The sequence below is a fragment of the Endozoicomonas sp. ALC013 genome (genome assembly GCF_049310205.1).
Classification (GTDB): Bacteria; Pseudomonadota; Gammaproteobacteria; order Pseudomonadales; family Endozoicomonadaceae; genus Endozoicomonas.
Genome location: NZ_JBLYNS010000003.1, coordinates 55,358 through 70,930 on the forward strand (window position 1 = coordinate 55,358; position 15,573 = coordinate 70,930).

The 15,573-nt window shown below is 50.1% G+C and carries 17 protein-coding genes and 1 other RNA gene; 7 read left to right on the forward strand and 11 right to left on the reverse strand.

All coding sequences use genetic code 11. From position 1 onward, the window contains the following. Positions 1 to 47: 47 nt before the first annotated feature. From ACO6V1_RS01320 to fur, 3 genes are all read right to left on the reverse strand, one after another. A complete protein-coding gene (locus ACO6V1_RS01320; RefSeq protein ID WP_422450086.1) occupies positions 48 to 362 on the reverse strand; it encodes a DUF2158 domain-containing protein in 315 nt (104 codons plus the stop codon). Positions 363 to 449: 87 nt separating this feature from the next. Next, entirely contained in the window at positions 450 to 746 is a 297-nt protein-coding gene (locus tag ACO6V1_RS01325) for a DUF2158 domain-containing protein (RefSeq protein WP_422450087.1), read from the reverse strand. Positions 747 to 1,031: 285 nt separating this feature from the next. Next, positions 1,032 to 1,442 carry a ferric iron uptake transcriptional regulator gene (fur, locus tag ACO6V1_RS01330; protein WP_101745083.1) on the reverse strand — a complete coding sequence of 137 codons (411 nt, stop codon included), beginning with the start codon at positions 1,440 to 1,442 and terminating at the stop codon, positions 1,032 to 1,034. A gap of 120 nt (positions 1,443 to 1,562) precedes the next feature. Between fur and ACO6V1_RS01335 the strand changes: the two genes are divergently transcribed. Next, positions 1,563 to 1,937 carry an outer membrane protein assembly factor BamE gene (locus ACO6V1_RS01335; RefSeq protein ID WP_101745082.1) on the forward strand — a complete coding sequence of 125 codons (375 nt, stop codon included), beginning with the start codon at positions 1,563 to 1,565 and terminating at the stop codon, positions 1,935 to 1,937. Between the two features lie 41 nt (positions 1,938 to 1,978). Here the strand turns inward: ACO6V1_RS01335 and ACO6V1_RS01340 are convergent, their stop codons facing one another. The 3 genes from ACO6V1_RS01340 to ACO6V1_RS01350 all read right to left on the reverse strand — a co-directional run bounded on the left by ACO6V1_RS01340 (position 1,979) and on the right by ACO6V1_RS01350 (position 4,174). Further along, positions 1,979 to 2,305: an RnfH family protein gene (locus ACO6V1_RS01340; protein ID WP_422461400.1), complete on the reverse strand. Its 327-nt coding sequence runs from the start codon at positions 2,303 to 2,305 to the stop codon at positions 1,979 to 1,981. Continuing rightward, positions 2,298 to 2,729, reverse strand: coding sequence for a type II toxin-antitoxin system RatA family toxin (locus ACO6V1_RS01345; protein ID WP_269675517.1), 432 nt, complete (start codon positions 2,727 to 2,729; stop codon positions 2,298 to 2,300). Before ACO6V1_RS01345 ends, ACO6V1_RS01340 begins: the two co-directional genes overlap by 8 nt. An 86-nt stretch (positions 2,730 to 2,815) precedes the next feature. Beyond that, positions 2,816 to 4,174 carry a sodium-dependent transporter gene (locus tag ACO6V1_RS01350; RefSeq protein WP_422465493.1) on the reverse strand — a complete coding sequence of 453 codons (1,359 nt, stop codon included), beginning with the start codon at positions 4,172 to 4,174 and terminating at the stop codon, positions 2,816 to 2,818. Between the two features lie 511 nt (positions 4,175 to 4,685). Between ACO6V1_RS01350 and smpB the strand changes: the two genes are divergently transcribed. Together smpB and ssrA are read left to right on the forward strand one after the other, a co-directional pair. Further along, positions 4,686 to 5,165, forward strand: coding sequence for an SsrA-binding protein SmpB (gene smpB / locus ACO6V1_RS01355; protein ID WP_101745079.1), 480 nt, complete (start codon positions 4,686 to 4,688; stop codon positions 5,163 to 5,165). Positions 5,166 to 5,450: 285 nt separating this feature from the next. After that, positions 5,451 to 5,816, forward strand: a transfer-messenger RNA (tmRNA) gene (gene ssrA / locus ACO6V1_RS01360). A gap of 67 nt (positions 5,817 to 5,883) precedes the next feature. Here the strand turns inward: ssrA and ACO6V1_RS01365 are convergent. Together ACO6V1_RS01365 and ACO6V1_RS01370 are read right to left on the reverse strand one after the other, a co-directional pair. Continuing rightward, a complete protein-coding gene (locus tag ACO6V1_RS01365) occupies positions 5,884 to 6,171 on the reverse strand; it encodes a type II toxin-antitoxin system RelE/ParE family toxin (RefSeq protein WP_422465542.1) in 288 nt (95 codons plus the stop codon). Further along, complete coding sequence (locus ACO6V1_RS01370) at positions 6,171 to 6,458, reverse strand: type II toxin-antitoxin system RelB/DinJ family antitoxin (RefSeq protein WP_422465495.1); 288 nt, start codon at positions 6,456 to 6,458, stop codon at positions 6,171 to 6,173. Before ACO6V1_RS01370 ends, ACO6V1_RS01365 begins: the two co-directional genes overlap by 1 nt. A gap of 423 nt (positions 6,459 to 6,881) precedes the next feature. On the opposite strand from ACO6V1_RS01370, the gene ACO6V1_RS01375 reads away from it, so the two are divergent. Then, a complete protein-coding gene (locus ACO6V1_RS01375) occupies positions 6,882 to 7,487 on the forward strand; it encodes a hypothetical protein (protein ID WP_422450092.1) in 606 nt (201 codons plus the stop codon). A 225-nt stretch (positions 7,488 to 7,712) separates the two neighbouring features. Here the strand turns inward: ACO6V1_RS01375 and hutI are convergent, their stop codons facing one another. Further along, on the reverse strand, positions 7,713 to 9,932 hold the full coding sequence (hutI, locus tag ACO6V1_RS01380) for an imidazolonepropionase (protein ID WP_422465497.1): 2,220 nt from the start codon (positions 9,930 to 9,932) through the stop codon (positions 7,713 to 7,715). Between the two features lie 184 nt (positions 9,933 to 10,116). Beyond that, a complete protein-coding gene (locus tag ACO6V1_RS01385) occupies positions 10,117 to 10,686 on the reverse strand; it encodes an RING finger domain-containing protein (protein ID WP_422465499.1) in 570 nt (189 codons plus the stop codon). Positions 10,687 to 10,798: 112 nt separating this feature from the next. Between ACO6V1_RS01385 and hutC the strand changes: the two genes are divergently transcribed. The 3 genes from hutC to hutH all read left to right on the forward strand — a co-directional run bounded on the left by hutC (position 10,799) and on the right by hutH (position 14,908). Then, positions 10,799 to 11,512 (forward strand): histidine utilization repressor, encoded by a 714-nt coding sequence (hutC, locus tag ACO6V1_RS01390; RefSeq protein WP_422450095.1) that lies wholly within the window; start codon positions 10,799 to 10,801, stop codon positions 11,510 to 11,512. A 137-nt stretch (positions 11,513 to 11,649) separates the two neighbouring features. Continuing rightward, positions 11,650 to 13,383, forward strand: a complete 1,734-nt coding sequence (hutU, locus tag ACO6V1_RS01395; protein WP_422461417.1) for a urocanate hydratase — start codon at positions 11,650 to 11,652, stop codon at positions 13,381 to 13,383. Next, a complete protein-coding gene (hutH, locus tag ACO6V1_RS01400; RefSeq protein WP_422461396.1) occupies positions 13,376 to 14,908 on the forward strand; it encodes a histidine ammonia-lyase in 1,533 nt (510 codons plus the stop codon). Before hutU ends, hutH begins: the two co-directional genes overlap by 8 nt. Before the next feature lie 148 nt (positions 14,909 to 15,056). Here hutH and ACO6V1_RS01405 read toward each other — a convergent pair whose 3' ends face one another. Further along, a complete protein-coding gene (locus tag ACO6V1_RS01405; RefSeq protein ID WP_422461394.1) occupies positions 15,057 to 15,515 on the reverse strand; it encodes a hypothetical protein in 459 nt (152 codons plus the stop codon). Positions 15,516 to 15,573 lie beyond the last annotated feature (58 nt).

Consider the following 15,573-nt stretch of genomic DNA (forward strand, 5'->3'; position numbering starts at 1 on the left):
TGCTTTAAATGAATTAAAGCAACCTCACAGGTTTGGATGTGGCGGAGTTAATGAAAATTTTTACCTGGTTTGCCACCTTTTTTGTCTGCTTCATTATCTGATTCTGATTCTGGTTCTGTCTCTGCATCAGCCTTTGTCTTTGCTTCAGGGTCGAGCTGAACCTCAATATCAATTTCAAAATCACCTTCCACGGGCTCAAGGGCTACGATTGGAAAGGTTGAGTGTCTGAGTTTTTCATATTCGAACCACTCGCAGCAGTAACTATAAGTACCATCCTCCATCGGGTATTCATAGGTAACGCAAAGTACTGGGCCACCGGCTCTCAGGCGGACGAGTTGACCGATTTTTGCTCTTATTTCCATATCTTTGAATCCTTATGCAAGTTTGATAGTTTTTTTAATAGACATTGTTTAATCATATTAGTTCCATCGTTTATTCTTGAATGAGTATTAGTGATAGTTTTTACCCTTATCGCCCTCTTCTGCTTCCGCTTCTGTATCTACTTCTGCTTCTGCTTCTATTTCCACTTCGGTGCCGGGCTGACCCTTAATACTGGCTTCAAACTCACCTTCCACCGGTTCAAGGGCTACGATTGGAAAGGTGTAATCTCTCAGTCTGTCATCTTCAAACCACTGGCAGGTATAGCTATAAGATCCATCAGCCATAGGGTATTCGCACGTAACACACAGTACGGGACCACCGGCTCGTAAGCGGACAAGTTGACCGATTCTGGCTCTTATTTCCATTTGCTTGATTCCTTTTGATTGAAAGTCTTTATATAGACATTTTTTTATTATGTTAGTTCCATCGTTTTGCTCTTGACGGAGTTTTTGATTGGATAGTTACGTTTAACTATCTGGTTTGGCACAAAAATCAAGGGATCAATTACGAAACGAATGTTGATCTATCCGTTCTGATTAATTTCACTAACCAATTGAAGAAAAAATGAATTCCCCCTCGGCAGAAGCAGAGGGGGCAAGTGATCTCACAGGTTAGAGGTTAACTCTTGTTTTTTTCTTTTTTAATGCTGCTTATTTTTTCTTCTTTGGACGTACATAGATCACCAGATTGTGATCCACAATTTCAAAGCCGTGCTTTTCAGCAATGGCGTACTGACGTTTCTCGATTTCTTCGTCAATAAACTCGATAACGTCTCCGCTCTCCATGCAAACCATATGATCATGGTGCCCCCCGCGGGCGAGCTCAAACACGGAATGACCGCCATCAAAGTTATGGCGAACCACTAAACCGGCACTCTCAAACTGGGTCAGTACCCGGTAGACGGTGGCCAAACCCACATCCTCTTCAGCTTCAAGCAGAGCCTTGTAGACATCTTCCGCCGACATATGCTTCTCTTCGGCACCTTCAAGGATCTGCAGAATCTTCACACGAGGCAGGGTGACTTTTAGTCCTGCTTTGCGTAACTCTTGATTTTCCAACACGTTTCCCTAACCCTTTGCAAGATAATCCTGCTATTATCACATTTTCGTGCAGCTTTTTCATTTTGCTCTGCGAGCAGGCTGCTAGTCATTTTTGAGCAAGATAGTGGAAGTCTGAAACCGATGCCAAAAACCACGATCGCCCTGGCCGCCGCACTTTTCTCAGCCACCCTTCTGACAGGGTGCGCCAGCTCCACGGACAGTGGTTCGAAGCTTATCAGTTTCCCCGGTGCCTATAAAATTGATATTCAGCAGGGAAATGTCATTACCCGGGAGATGGTTGACCAGCTCCGTCCGGGCATGACCCGAGCCCAGGTCCAGTATGTCATGGGTACGCCTTTGATCGAGGATACGTTTAACAGCAATCGCTGGGATTACATCTACAGCTTGCAGCCCGGTGGTAAGAGCCGTGAGCAGAAGACGGTTACGCTGTTTTTCGTAAACGATCAACTTCATTCCATTCAAGGTGACCTGGTACCCGGTAGTAATCAGCAGTAATCACTGCTGATACCATTCCTGAAGAACATCATCCTCAGTTATTACTGTACAGAATTCTTCTGTTTCGCCTGTTCAGCCCTGCGTTTGCGAACCTCTTTCGGGTCGGCAATCAAGGGGCGGTAAATCTCAACCCGTTCGCCTTCTTTCAGTGCCTGTTCTGCGGGCTTTAACACGGCCTTGCCAAAGATGCCCAGTTTCGCCTCGGCCAGATTAATCTCCGGAAAGTAATCAACAATGCCTGATTCCCTGGCCGCTTCCAGAACTGTAGTTCCCTCTTTGACCTTCAGTGCGATAATTTTCTGCTCATGGGCTCTTGCATAGGCCACTTCTACGTGGATAGTGGGTTCATCCATTAACATCTTAGCCATAAATCTGCTTCGCTCTTTTGCCAAAGGCATCGACCATGGCATTCATCATGTGGCCAATCAGACCACCCAGTGTTGCCTGAGTCAGCTTATTGCTCATCTCAAACTCCAGCTCAAGGGAGACCTTGCAGCCATCCTCAGCCAGGGGCTGAAATGTCCAGATACCGGATAAGTGTTTAAATGGCCCTTCCAGCAGTTGCATCTCAATAGACCTCCCGGGAATCATTTGGTTCCTTGTGGAAAAGCTATGATGCAATCCGGCCTTGCCAACTTCCAGGGTGGCTTCCAACTGTGCGCCTTCCTGACGGTCAATACGACCACCGGCACACCCCGGCAGAAATTCTGCATACGACTCAATATCGCTGACCAGATCATACATCTGTTCAGCGGAATACATGACCAGTGCGGAACGGGAAATCCTTGGCATACAAAGCGCCTTTCATAAAAAAAGGCCGGATAGAATAACCTATTCCGGCCCTTGGATTAATAGACAGTGTCAGGGGCTGTTGAGATCTAGAACAGCGCGGTAATCAACACCGTCAATACACACAGCGGCACGATCACACGGATCATGGCACGCCACAGGTTGAATACTCCCACGCTCAGGCCCAGCTCATGCACCAAGGTTGAACGCTTCATTATCCAGCCAGCGAAGATGGAGACCAGCAGACCACCCACAGGCAGCAGGATATTGCTGGTGAAGTAATCCAGCAGGTCGAAGAAGTTCTTCCCGAACAGCGTGAAGGTCAGGTCACCACTCATGGAGAACACGGTGCCCAGGCCAACAAACCAGATGGCAGCACAGAGAATCACCGTCGCGACGGTACGGCTCAGTGGTGTGCGCTCGATCAGCCAGGCCAGTGCCGGTTCAACCAGGGAGATAGCCGAACTCAGCGCAGCAATACCCACCAGAACAAAGAACAGGAAGCCAAACAGCTCACCCATCGGCATGTGCACAAAGGCGGCCGTCAGGGAGACAAACAGCAGGCCGGGTCCGGCAGAGGGCTCCAGACCATAGGCAAATACGATCGGGAAGACAATCAGGCCGGAGATAATTGCCATCAGGGTATCCAGAGCGGCAACGTTAATGGCGGTTCTTGGAATGGAGTTATTGGCGGGCATATAAGCGCCGTAAGCCATCAGGCAGCACATGCCCAGACTCAGGGTAAAGAACGCCTGACCCAGTGCAGCAACAAACGCTTCACCGGTAACTTTGGAGAAATCCACGGAGAACATAAAGTCAAAACCGCGCATAAACTGTCCGGTTTCCAGCATGCTGTAGCCCAGCATGATCAGCAGCAAGGCGAACAGGGCGGGCATCATCACCTGCAGGCCTTTCTCAAGACCTTTATGGATACCTCGGGCGGTAATCACCAGGGTGATCACCATAAAGACGGTGTGCCAGAAGATCTGACGTGGTGCCGATGACACCAGCCCACCAAAAGCATCACCCACCTGATCGGTGTTCATGCCGCTGAAGGCCCCGGTCACAATGTCCCAGGCATAAGAAAGGGACCAGCCAGCGATGACACTGTAGAAAGAGAGAATCAGGAAGCCCGCCAGCATACCCATCCAGCCGATAATGCCCCACAGTTTGCTGGCCCCCAGGTCACTGGTCAGCTTGCGAATGGCATTCAGGGGGCTCAGGCGGGTATGACGGCCAATGGCCGTTTCTGCCATCAATAGAGGTACACCCATAACGGCGATGCACAGCAGATAAAGCATAACGAAGGCACCACCGCCATATTGCCCGGCGATGTATGGAAATTTCCAGATATTACCCAGGCCGATGGCAGAGCCGGCGGCGGCCAGCATGAAGGTCCAGCGGTTGGCCCAGGTTTTTTTCGATGTCGTTGGATTTTGTCCGGACATGAGTTCCCCAATGAGTCGAATTATTTTACTCAGAGGCTGTTTGAAAGGCAGGTAAGGTCTAACAACACAGAATAATTCTTATGGATAAGATACAGCTGCGACCATCTTTATCAATAAGGCCGGTTGTCAAAAACCAGAACAGCAACGCTGCATTTCAGACGGCTTCTTGCTTCTTGAACAATTGCCACGCGAGATTTTCACGGGAACAACACAATCCCGGTAAACCTCCAAGCCGAACAATCAGCTATAAAGACTACCTCAGATGAAACAGCATGCTGATGGAAGAGCGGAGAAGATCACACAGGTTGGTCGCTATTGTACCGGTCAGGCACTTCATCTCAACCGTTTTTTCCGTCTAATTGGTTAAAATAGAGTTTTTTGAATATTAAGGTTATTAAATGCAGAAATATTCACTATGCTAAACCTTCGTTGATCCGGTGCTATTGTCGAAACCCGTCCGGATCCCGCAGAATTAGTGACTTTACATTTAGCTGCTCCTATAATCCGCGCCATGGCAAAAAGTTCAAAGAAAGGCAAACAGGGCGACTCATCCATCGTCGTCAACAAGAAAGCCCGTCACGATTTTCATATCGACGAGACTTTCGAAGCAGGCATTTCCCTCGCCGGTTGGGAAGTGAAAAGCCTCCGGCAGGGCAAAGTCCAGCTGGTGGACAGTTACGTCCTGCTCAAAGATGGCGAAGCCTGGTTGATTGGTGCCCAGATCACACCGCTGATCACCGCGTCCACCCATGTTGTGGCAGACCCTCTGCGTGACCGTAAACTGCTGCTGCACCGCAGAGAACTGGCTAACCTGTTCTCGGTAACCCAGCAAAAAGGCCACGCCTGCATCGCCACCAAACTCTACTGGAAAGGCCATCTGATCAAATGCCAGATTGCCCTTGCCCGGGGTAAAAAAGAGTTTGATAAGCGTGCAGCCACTAAAGAGCGTGAGTGGAATATTGAAAAGCAGCGGGTTATGCACCGCGGCTGATAACCCCTGGCACACGGTTTCACTGTGTGCCGCTTACTCCTTTTTCTTAATGCAATTCACCTGGCTATTGAATTCGGGACTTGTTTCTGAGCAGTGCCTGTACAGTGAATAAAAACAGCTGGCGATGGGTTTCCCGGCTCAGTACTTCATACAGAAGGTGCCTATAGTCTTTCTCAGGAAAATTTAACGACAATGGTATTTTTTGCAGTGTAAAAATACTTATGTACTAAACACAGTTGCATTTGCTATCCACTTTTGGCATAAATACGACAGAGTTTTGTTACTGGGGGCGATCAGGATTCGACGACGGTTACGAAACCCAAGGTGCATGTCGAGGGCGTAGCGGCTCTCGTAAATCAAAACGCTACAAACGTATAGTTGCTAACGATAATAGCTTCAACGGAGCAATGGCTGCCTAATAACAGCTTTCTCCCGATCACTCTGTCTTGTCTGTTGGGTGGAAATTGATCGTTACCGAAAATAGAATCGCCACATCGGTCTTCCTGGAACCGGTGGGTTAAATCCACAGGATCGCGCAGTGTCACCCTGACCGTTGGGTCGTTCTGCGTTAACTTAATAACGGAAACTAAGCATGTAGAGCCGAAGGCGTAGAGCTGGCGGACGCGGGTTCAAGTCCCGCCGCCTCCACCAACCACCAAAACTGACTCAGGCCGACACAGGCAGAGTCAGACAGATTAAAGGGCGTAAATTCAAAAGTTTACGCCCTTTTTCTTTTTGGGAATTTTTGTTTCTGATGAAGAACTCGCATTACACGAATATCTTTACCATCCACCCAGTATGAAACAATCATGGATACTTCCGGAATGATCAGCAATCTGCCACGGATGCCTTCACGCTGAACCCCCATAAGCGGTTGTTCTAATAAGTTTTCAACTTCCGTTTCAATGATCAGATCAGTCTTTTCTGCGGCTTCAGGATTAAAATCATAAAGAAACTCAAAGATCTTTTCCCGATCATTCAGAGACTCTTCTTCCCATAAAACCATCACTGACTGCCTCTGTTGCGAATTTTTGCTTTGCGCTTAGCCATCTCGTCTTTGGCTTTATCGTGTTCAACAAAATCCGCTGCTCCAGAGTCCAGTTTCTCAAATGCCTGGTTGACTTGTTGGGTTAGCCATTGATCGTGGGAGGATAACTTACGCTGTTTTTCGGCCAGTTGCTCAGTAAACTCCCGGCATGCATCACTGATAGTGCGCCCCTGACTTTCAGCCATTTTTTGAGCCAGGCGTTTTGTTTCCTCATCGACTCGAAATTGTATTCTTGTTTCCATCATGGTTCCCTTATTGCTGTGTGTACAAATGTTAGCACAATGTAGAGAGGCTCACAAAAAACGAGTTAGGTGATTTGGCTATATCAGCATGGAACACGGTAAATCCAATTAGCCCCTCAAACGCCCCTCGTTTGGAAATTCAAAAATTATATGCAGAAAAAATAAGGGCTTATTTAGTCGATTAGTCGATGTATTCCTGATAGGGGTTGAAAGGCAGGCGAACTCTCTGCAAAACTCGCTGGTCTTCGACTTATGACTATAATGCTGGACAGACGAAAAGCCTGTGACCAGACGTCGGCATAAATGCAACAATGCTATGCAAAGAAAACCAACCACGGGCAGTGGTTGAGGCACCGGTAACCGGCCATCAATTTGTTCTGCCTTTGGGATCAAACATCCATAACTAAATCATGGTACTGACTACTAATGAATAACAGTAACTCCCCCGCCAAACCAACCATGGATTATGCCCAATTGCTGGAAGCCCTGAATCAGGCCAGCACCTTTGATCTGTTCCGGCTGAATGCCATGATTGATCGTGAGCTAGAGTCGTCAGAGCGTATTGGCCGGATCAAGGCGGCGCTGACCGTTGGACAAAAGCTGAGCTACTTTGATCGAAACAGCAACTCGCTGCGTGACTGCGAGGTGTTGCAGCTTAGGCAAAAGCGGGCACTGGTACTGGATTTTTCTGATGGCAAACGCTGGACGGTGCCCTACTACATGCTCAATCTTGAAGGTGCCGATGCCCGCGTTAATCATGAAGCTCAACAAGGCCTGAGTCGCCATGCCATTGCTGTGGGAGATCTGCTGGGTTTTAAAGATAAGCATGGGGAAGAACATTTTGGTCATGTCCTTCGTCTGAATACTAAATCAGTCTCCCTGCAGGTGGCTGAAAGACAATGGCGGGTCGCTTATTCTCTGCTCTACCGTGTTCTGGATGGGCAGGGTGACCAGGAAGGGGAGCTGTTGATTGACGGTGAGAGGGCAGATCAAAGCGGTGATGCTGTCCAGGGTTCATTGCTTGAGCTCTGATAAAATGACAATCAATCTGCCTGTAAAACGCTAAGACTGAGAACAGTATTTAGTGAAGAAACCAGATGATTGAACGACACGCTGGAATACTTCGCTGAGAACCTTGATCCGCTGACCGAGCAATTGCAAAAAGGAGCGGTATTTTACATACCTCGAACCATTTTTTTAATTTTCCTCAATCCCCTGATGAGCGTATATATGGTTTGCTGATGCATTCTGAATAATCTACCGGGTTTGTCCAGCCAGCTGATGAATTAACCGTGCTGCCAGTCGGGCCGTGTGTGCATCGATATCATGTTTCGGGCAGGTTTCAGCGATATCAAAGAGTTTCAGCTTGCCGCAATGTTTGATGATATCCAGCAAAGGTTCGACAACCTCCGGTGGAATGCCTCTGGCAGCGGGTGCGCTGACGCCGGGGGCCAGGGCGGCAGGGAAGGCGTCAATGTCGATGGTCAGATAAATATGATCCACCCGGTCGATAAACTGTTGGAGATCTTGCTGTAACGATGGCAGGTTCAGCAATGTCATTTCTTTATCGAGTCGATAGGCGACACCCAGCTGATCAGCTCGATTAAAAAGCGCCTGAGTGTTACTGCTTGCACTGATGCCAAAACAAAGGTAGTTAAACGGGATACGGTGCTCTCGGGCGTATTCAGAAGCCTGCCAGAATGGCGTTCCTGAGCTGGGACCCGCTTCGGGTAAACGGAGGTCAAAGTGGGCATCAAAATTGATAATGCCGACATTGATCGGGTCTTTACCCTGCCTCTGTTTTTCCAGATGCATCATCAGTCCCTGGTAAGAAGCCCAGCCAATTTCATGGCCTCCTCCCAAACCAATCACTAATTGATCATTGTCTAATAGTTGGCACATCTGCCCGGCATAGTCCTGTTGTGCCTGTTCAAGGTTGGTGCCATGGCAGTGAAGGTTGCCTGCATCCCAAACCGGGGCAGTGCGATTCCAGGGAAGGTTGGTCAGTGCCTGTCGAATATGGTCGGGCCCTTTGGCGGCCCCGGGTCGGCCCTGATTTCTCCGGACGCCTTCATCAGACTCAAACCCCAGTAAAGCAGCTCCTGGTTCGCCCCCCGGTGCATAAGGGCGAACTTTCTGGTGCCAGCGCTGTGCAGCCTGTGGATCGGTTTCCTGATCGATGCGGCCAGACCAGGAGAATGGTGGGTTTCTGGAGATGGTTGATTGCACAATTTGGCCACTTTTTATGATCAGGGAAGGGGAGATGCCCGTGAGCCCGGCCGCCAGAGAGGCTGGATGGCTGACAGGCCAGAGTAACAGGTCGGCATCCAGTCCTGCTCTGATTCGGCCAGTTTTTTCTTGCAGACCCAGTGCCTGTGCCGCATGGCGGGTACAACCGGCCAGTGCCTCGGAAGGCGTCATACGAAACAGGGTACAGGCCATATTCATCATCAGTCGTATAGATGCGAAAGGGGAGGTACCAGGGTTCAGATCGCTAGCAATGGCAATGGGAACGCCAGCTTTTCTTAATGCTTCAATAGGTGGCAACTTGGTTTCCCGAAGAAAGTAGAAGGCTCCCGGCAACAGAGTGGCTACCGTGTTGCTGTTTTTTAACGCTTCAATACCGGACTGGCTGAGGTATTCCAGATGGTCCACGGATAGCGCCTGATATTTTACCGCCAGTTGGGTGCCGCCGCTGTCAGAGAGTTGCTCGCCATGGAGTTTGATGTTCATCCCATGGGCTTTGGCTGCTTTAAATACCCGTTCAGTCTGTTCCGGTGAAAAAGCAATGTTTTCACAGAACACATCCACGGCATCGGCCAACTGTTCTCTGGCCACCGCAGGCATCATTTCAGTGCAAACGTGTTCAATGTAATCGTCAGCCCGGTTTTTGTATTCCGGCGGCAAAGCGTGGGCACCCAGAAAAGTTCGAACGACAGTGACAGGGTACTCACTGGCCAACAGACTTGCGGCCCGGAGCATTTTGGTTTCGGTTTCCGTATCCAGGCCGTAGCCGGATTTGATTTCCAGTGTGGTCACCCCTTCAGCCAGTAATGCCTCAAGTCGTGGGCGGGAGTCGTCAACCAGTTCTTCAACCGTGGCTGCCCGGGTGGCTTTGACGGTGGAGAGAATGCCACCTCCCTGTTTGGCGATGGTTTCATAGCTGACGCCTTCAAGCCGCTGTTCAAACTCTCTGGAGCGGTCGCCGGCATAGACCAGGTGGGTGTGGCAGTCGATCAGGCCGGGTGTTAGCCAGTGTCCTTGTCCATCGATGGTCTCTTTCGCATTGCTACCTGGCGGTAATTCTGACTCTGCTCCTGCCCAGGCAATCTTGCCGTCCTGCACCAGCACGGCACCCTGGCTGACGCTGTGATAGGGGCAGGTGGCAGTGCGGGCCGGGTCCATGGTGGCAAGGTGAATATTCCGAATGAATAGGTCACAGGCGGTCAGTGATGGATCAGCGTTACTGTTGTTCATGGTGTTAGGCCGTTATTGGTTGACTGAATGATGAGCCACAGCTTCAGGAGTAATCAGCATTTGTTGTCTCCTTTAGATAATGCATGAACGTCAAAATAAATACTTGCCAGAAAAGTTCAAACGATACTCGATTAATGAAGTAATCGGTTCCCATATCCATTCTTGGGAAAAGAGCCGTGTGAAATTATCTTCTGAGTAAGGCGGCGATCATATTACCAAGTGCAATGCCAAGGAGTACTTCCACAATCAGGGCAAGAATAGCGTCCACTTCCTGCCTCAACAACTCACTGGCCATTCTGGGGAAGTCAACGGGGTTATTGTTGTTGGGTCGGATAAAAGCGACTCCGATCAACAGATCAAGAAATTTTGCAAAGGAAAAGAAGGAGCGTAACTCCATAGCCAGTGAAAGTATTCTGGCATTGTCCTCGAAGGTAATCGAGTTATAAGCAAATAACGTCGATAAAGAAATTGCGACAATACTCCGACGAGACAATACCCTGTCTATAATGCTCCAGTCACCTGCCCTGTCTACTTCAAAGGGAAAATATGCATGTCGGCATAAAGGGCAGTTCAGTTTTCGCTCTCCCCACTGGACGATGCATGAGCGTCCAAAAGTATGTCCACAACTCATTAAAGCCCGATAGTGTGTGGGAACATCATCATATTCTCCCAGACAAATACTGCACTGATCACTGGTAACGTTGTTCACTCTAACCTCGAGAAAATCCTTGAATTTTTTAGCGAAATCGTACAATTTGCATTATCTTGTTGTATATACAACTATATACAATAAGATAATATAATCAAACTCAGGATCCCCGGGATCGCCGGAACGTCTGAAAAGCTCCAATTGGCACAAATAAATTATGAATCAGAGCCTGTTACCCCGTTATCAGCAGATTAAGCACTATATTCTTGACAAGATTGAGTGCGGTGAGTGGACAGAATCCCGCAAGGTGCCTTCTGAGAATGAGCTCTGCCAGCAATTTTCGGTAAGTCGGATGACCGCCAGGAAGGCGCTGCAGGAGCTGACGGCATCGGGCGTACTGATGCGCCAGCAAGGGTTGGGTACGTTTGTGGCTCCTATCGAGCCACAGTCGTCAATACTGACGGTAAAAAATATTGCCGACGAGATCAGGGGGCGAGGGCATGGTTACAGCAACCGGGTATTGCTTCTGTCTGAAGAACAGGCGTCCGAGGCCATTGCGGTTTCCCTTGAGTTACCGGAGTCAGCGAGCGTTTTTCATTCCATTATTATTCACTACGAAAATGGCCTGCCACTGCAATGGGAAGAACGTCATATTAACCCGCGGTTTGCTCCGGATTACCTGAAACAGGATTTTTCAAGGGAAACGCCCAATGTTTATCTGACCGGGGTTGCAGCGCTTACAGAAGCGACACATGTCGTGGAAGCAGTATTGCCTTCAAAAGAAGTGGCCGAAGCTCTGGCTATGGAAGCCGGTGCTCCCTGTCTGAGAATCACGAGAAGAAGCTGGTGTCGGCACGGTGTCGTCAGTCTGGCCAGGCTGATGCACCCCGGTGACCGATACCGCCTGGGAGACCATTTACAGTTTTCCTGATGACCTGCCGACAAGTCGGATCACAGGAGTAACACCGACAGCCTCCCGGGGCAATAACAACGATTGTGCAGGTGACAGTTCCACAATAAAGCAGCGTAACGTAGAGGACGGTGAATATGGCAAGTGAACAGGAGAAGATGCTTATAGCCGGTGGTAAAGAACCCGTTGGTAAAACCGGCAGTAAAGGCCATCAGCGATTTGATCCGGACCGAATCATTCGGGCTCCCAGAGGTTCTGAGCTGAATACCTGCAGCTGGCAGGTTGAAGCCCCTCTGCGTATGTTGATGAATAATCTGGATCCGGAGGTGGCAGAGCATCCTGAACAGCTGGTGGTTTATGGCGGTATTGGCCGGGCTGCCCGGGATTGGGCTTGCTACGACCAGATAGTGGCCACTCTGCAACGTCTGCAAACCGATGAAACATTGCTGGTTCAGTCCGGAAAACCGGTCGGGGTATTCAAGACCCACCCCGGTGCTCCCCGGGTGTTGATTGCCAACTCGAACATTGTGCCTTATTGGGCAAACTGGGAGTACTTCCATGAGTTGGATAAACAAGGGCTGATGATGTATGGCCAGATGACCGCAGGCTCATGGATCTACATTGGTTCCCAGGGCATTGTGCAGGGTACCTACGAAACCTTTGTGGCCATGGCCAAAACCCACTTCCAGGGGGATGCTTCGGGCAAGTGGATTCTCACCGGTGGTCTTGGCGGCATGGGGGGGGCACAGCCTCTGGCTGCGACCATGGCCGGTTTTTCCATGCTGGCCTGTGAAGTGGATGAGTCCCGAATCGACTTTCGCCTGAAAACCCGTTACCTGGATAAAAAAGCGGCGACGCTGGATGAAGCGCTGGCGATGATTGAACAGGCCAAATCGGCAGGCAAGGCGATTTCGGTGGGCTTGCTGGCGAATGCGGCGGATATATTCCCCGAGCTGGTTGAACGCAATATTACGCCGGATGTGGTGACGGATCAGACATCAGCCCATGACCCATTGAATGGCTATTTGCCCAAAGGGTGGACATTGTCTCAGGCCTGCGAACGTCGTCAGGCGGATGAAGCGGCGGTTACCCGTGCTGCACGAGAATCTATGGCTGTGCAGGTGAGGGCCATGCTGGAGCTGCAGAAGCGGGGGGCGGCAACTGTTGATTACGGCAACAATATAAGACAGATGGCGAAAGAGGTCGGGGTTGAAAACGCGTTTGACTTCCCCGGTTTTGTGCCCGCTTATATTCGTCCACTCTTTTGCCAGGGTATTGGTCCTTTCCGCTGGGCAGCCCTGTCCGGTGACCCTGAAGATATCTACAAGACTGACCAGAAAGTCAAAGAGCTGATTCCCGACGATGCACACCTTCATAACTGGCTGGATATGGCCAGAGAGCGCATCGCTTTCCAGGGTCTGCCAGCCCGCATCTGCTGGGTGGGTTTGCAAGACCGGGCCCGCCTTGGGCAGGCCTTTAACGATATGGTGGCCAGTGGTGAGCTGAGTGCGCCAGTGGTGATTGGTCGTGATCATCTGGATTCAGGCTCGGTTGCCAGCCCTAACCGGGAAACCGAAGGGATGCAGGATGGCAGTGACGCTGTCTCTGACTGGCCGCTGCTGAATGCCCTGTTGAACACTGCCTCGGGGGCAACCTGGGTGAGTCTCCATCATGGTGGTGGTGTAGGGATTGGTTACAGTCAGCATTCCGGTGTGGTGATTGTCGCGGATGGTACCGATGAAGCCCGGGAAAAATTGGGCAGAGTGCTGTGGAATGACCCGGGAACCGGGGTCATGCGCCATGCCGATGCAGGGTATGACATTGCCCGTGAGTGCGCACAGGACAATAGTCTGGACCTGCCCATGCAGTCGGGAGGGCAAAGGTATGAATGAGTTAGTGATTTACCCCGGAAAATTATCGCTGAGTGACCTGCACAGGGTTAGTCGTCACGAGGTTCAGATCAAGCTGACCCCGGACTGTTATGAAGCCATTCATAAAAGTGTGGCCTGCGTGAATCATGCGCTGGCAGAAAATCGGGTTGTGTATGGTATCAATACCGGTTTTGGTCTGCTGGCCAATACCCGGATTCCGGATCAGGAGCTGGAGGATTTGCAAAGGAGTATCGTGCTTTCTCATTCGACAGGTGTCGGACAATTTATGGATGAAAGCACTGTCCGCCTGATGATGGTATTAAAAATCAACAGCCTTGCCCGGGGATTGTCGGGAGTGAGGCTGGAATTGATTGAAGCACTGATTCAACTGATTAACCTGGGGGTTTACCCCTGTGTCCCCGAGAAGGGGTCAGTCGGGGCCAGTGGTGATCTTGCGCCACTGGCTCACATGAGCTGTTTATTGCTGGGTGAAGGTCATGCCCTGGTGGATGGTCAGCAGTTGACGGCCATGGAAGCCCTGACCTACGCCGGTATGGAGCCCATGAAGCTGGCACCGAAGGAAGGACTGGCACTGTTGAATGGTACCCAGGCCAGTACGGCCTTTGCCTTGCAGGGACTGTTTGGTGCGGAAGATTTAATGGCATCAGCCATCATCGCCGGGAGCCTCTCCATTGAAGCAGCCATGGCCAGCCGTCGTCCTTTTGATCCTCGCATTCACGAGGCGCGGGGGTTGCAAGGGCAAATTGATATTGCTCATGCCTACCGCACCATGCTGGATCACAGTGACATTGAGCAGGCACACATAGATTGTGACAAGGTTCAGGATCCCTACTCACTGAGATGCCAGCCCCAGGTGATGGGAGCCTGTCTGGAGCAGGTGCGTTATGCCGCCGGCCTGCTTGCAGTGGAAGCCAATGGCGTTACCGATAACCCCCTGGTCTTTGCTGAACAGAATGAAATACTTTCCGGTGGCAACTTTCACGCCGAGCCAACCGGCATGGCTGCCGAAGCATTGGCTCTGGCCATTGCAGAAATCGGTGCCATCAGTGAACGCCGCATTGCATTGCTGGTGGATCAACACCTGAGCGGATTGCCACCATTTCTGGTGAAGAACAGTGGCGTCAATTCCGGGTTTATGATTGCCCATAACACGGCGGCTGCTCTGGCCAGTGAAAATCGTTGCCTCTGTCATCCTTCGGTTGCCGATAGTCTGCCCACTTCTGCCAACCAGGAAGACCATGTCTCCATGGCAACTTATGGTGCCCGTCGTTTACGGGAGATGAACAGTAATACGGCGTCTATTGTGGGTATCGAATTGCTGGCGGCGGCACAGGGAGTGGATATGAGGAAACCCTGCAAAACCTCGGAAACGTTGCAGCGGGTGATGAAAACAGTGAGAAAGGATATACCGTTTTATGATCAGGACCGGTATTTCTTTCCTGATATCCAGAAGGCATCCGAGCTGGTGGCCAGTGGTGAGTTGAGCGTTTATATGCCAGCAGAGCTGCTGCCAAGTCACTCTTAGTTTGTGCAGGTGGCTAAATGCTCAACATCTGGTTAACCCATTCACGAGTCGGCTCCCTTCGGGGATCGACCTGTGCACGAAACCAATTTGCGTTATCTATGTCTATTTTGGAGTTTTTGTTCTGGAACTTGTCAAAACACATGAATAGTTAATTAATCCTTACCTGTCTCGCAACAAGCTTTGTTGACAACAGCCCCTTGAAGAGAAAGGTTTCTTCGCTTACGCCATGCTCATACTCAACTTCATAAAGCAGCGTAAATGGTAGCCCGTCATTGCTGCCCAGCCAGTCGCTAAAACTGGAAAACCAGCCAACATATTGATGACTTTTATAATTGCCCAGCTCTTTCGCTAATAGCGGCCTGTAGGTTTCCCGGTGCTGGCCGGTGGTGGTAATCCAGTGATCTTTGGTTCGGATAATCAGTGCAGACTTATCGGTTGAGAGACTGTTGATATCCAAGTTTGAGAAATAGCTGTCAACTTTCTGCTGATAAAAGAACTGCAGACTGATAAAGCCAGTGATAAAGGCTGACAGAGCAATGATGAATGCAATACCAATCCGTGCCAGCCATGAGCCTAATTGGTTATTTACCAGGGTTTTATTTTGCATAGCCATGCCTTTTTGAACCGTTCTTGAATAAATAGCGTCATTACTTTGGCTATCGGAC

Bases quoted from the DNA above. Each gene is read 5' to 3' on its own strand.
- ACO6V1_RS01320 (WP_422450086.1), bottom strand. From the start codon at position 362: ATGGAAATAAGAGCAAAAATCGGTCAACTCGTCCGCCTGAGAGCCGGT.
- ACO6V1_RS01325 (WP_422450087.1), bottom strand. From the start codon at position 746: ATGGAAATAAGAGCCAGAATCGGTCAACTTGTCCGCTTACGAGCCGGT.
- ACO6V1_RS01335 (WP_101745082.1), top strand. From the start codon at position 1,563: ATGCCAAAAACCACGATCGCCCTGGCCGCCGCACTTTTCTCAGCCACC.
- ACO6V1_RS01340 (WP_422461400.1), bottom strand. From the start codon at position 2,305: ATGGCTAAGATGTTAATGGATGAACCCACTATCCACGTAGAAGTGGCC.
- ACO6V1_RS01345 (WP_269675517.1), bottom strand. From the start codon at position 2,729: ATGCCAAGGATTTCCCGTTCCGCACTGGTCATGTATTCCGCTGAACAG.
- ACO6V1_RS01350 (WP_422465493.1), bottom strand. From the start codon at position 4,174: ATGTCCGGACAAAATCCAACGACATCGAAAAAAACCTGGGCCAACCGC.
- smpB (WP_101745079.1), top strand. From the start codon at position 4,686: ATGGCAAAAAGTTCAAAGAAAGGCAAACAGGGCGACTCATCCATCGTC.
- ACO6V1_RS01365 (WP_422465542.1), bottom strand. From the start codon at position 6,171: ATGGTTTTATGGGAAGAAGAGTCTCTGAATGATCGGGAAAAGATCTTT.
- ACO6V1_RS01370 (WP_422465495.1), bottom strand. From the start codon at position 6,458: ATGATGGAAACAAGAATACAATTTCGAGTCGATGAGGAAACAAAACGC.
- ACO6V1_RS01375 (WP_422450092.1), top strand. From the start codon at position 6,882: ATGAATAACAGTAACTCCCCCGCCAAACCAACCATGGATTATGCCCAA.
- hutI (WP_422465497.1), bottom strand. From the start codon at position 9,932: ATGAACAACAGTAACGCTGATCCATCACTGACCGCCTGTGACCTATTC.
- hutC (WP_422450095.1), top strand. From the start codon at position 10,799: ATGAATCAGAGCCTGTTACCCCGTTATCAGCAGATTAAGCACTATATT.
- hutU (WP_422461417.1), top strand. From the start codon at position 11,650: ATGCTTATAGCCGGTGGTAAAGAACCCGTTGGTAAAACCGGCAGTAAA.
- hutH (WP_422461396.1), top strand. From the start codon at position 13,376: ATGAATGAGTTAGTGATTTACCCCGGAAAATTATCGCTGAGTGACCTG.
- ACO6V1_RS01405 (WP_422461394.1), bottom strand. From the start codon at position 15,515: ATGCAAAATAAAACCCTGGTAAATAACCAATTAGGCTCATGGCTGGCA.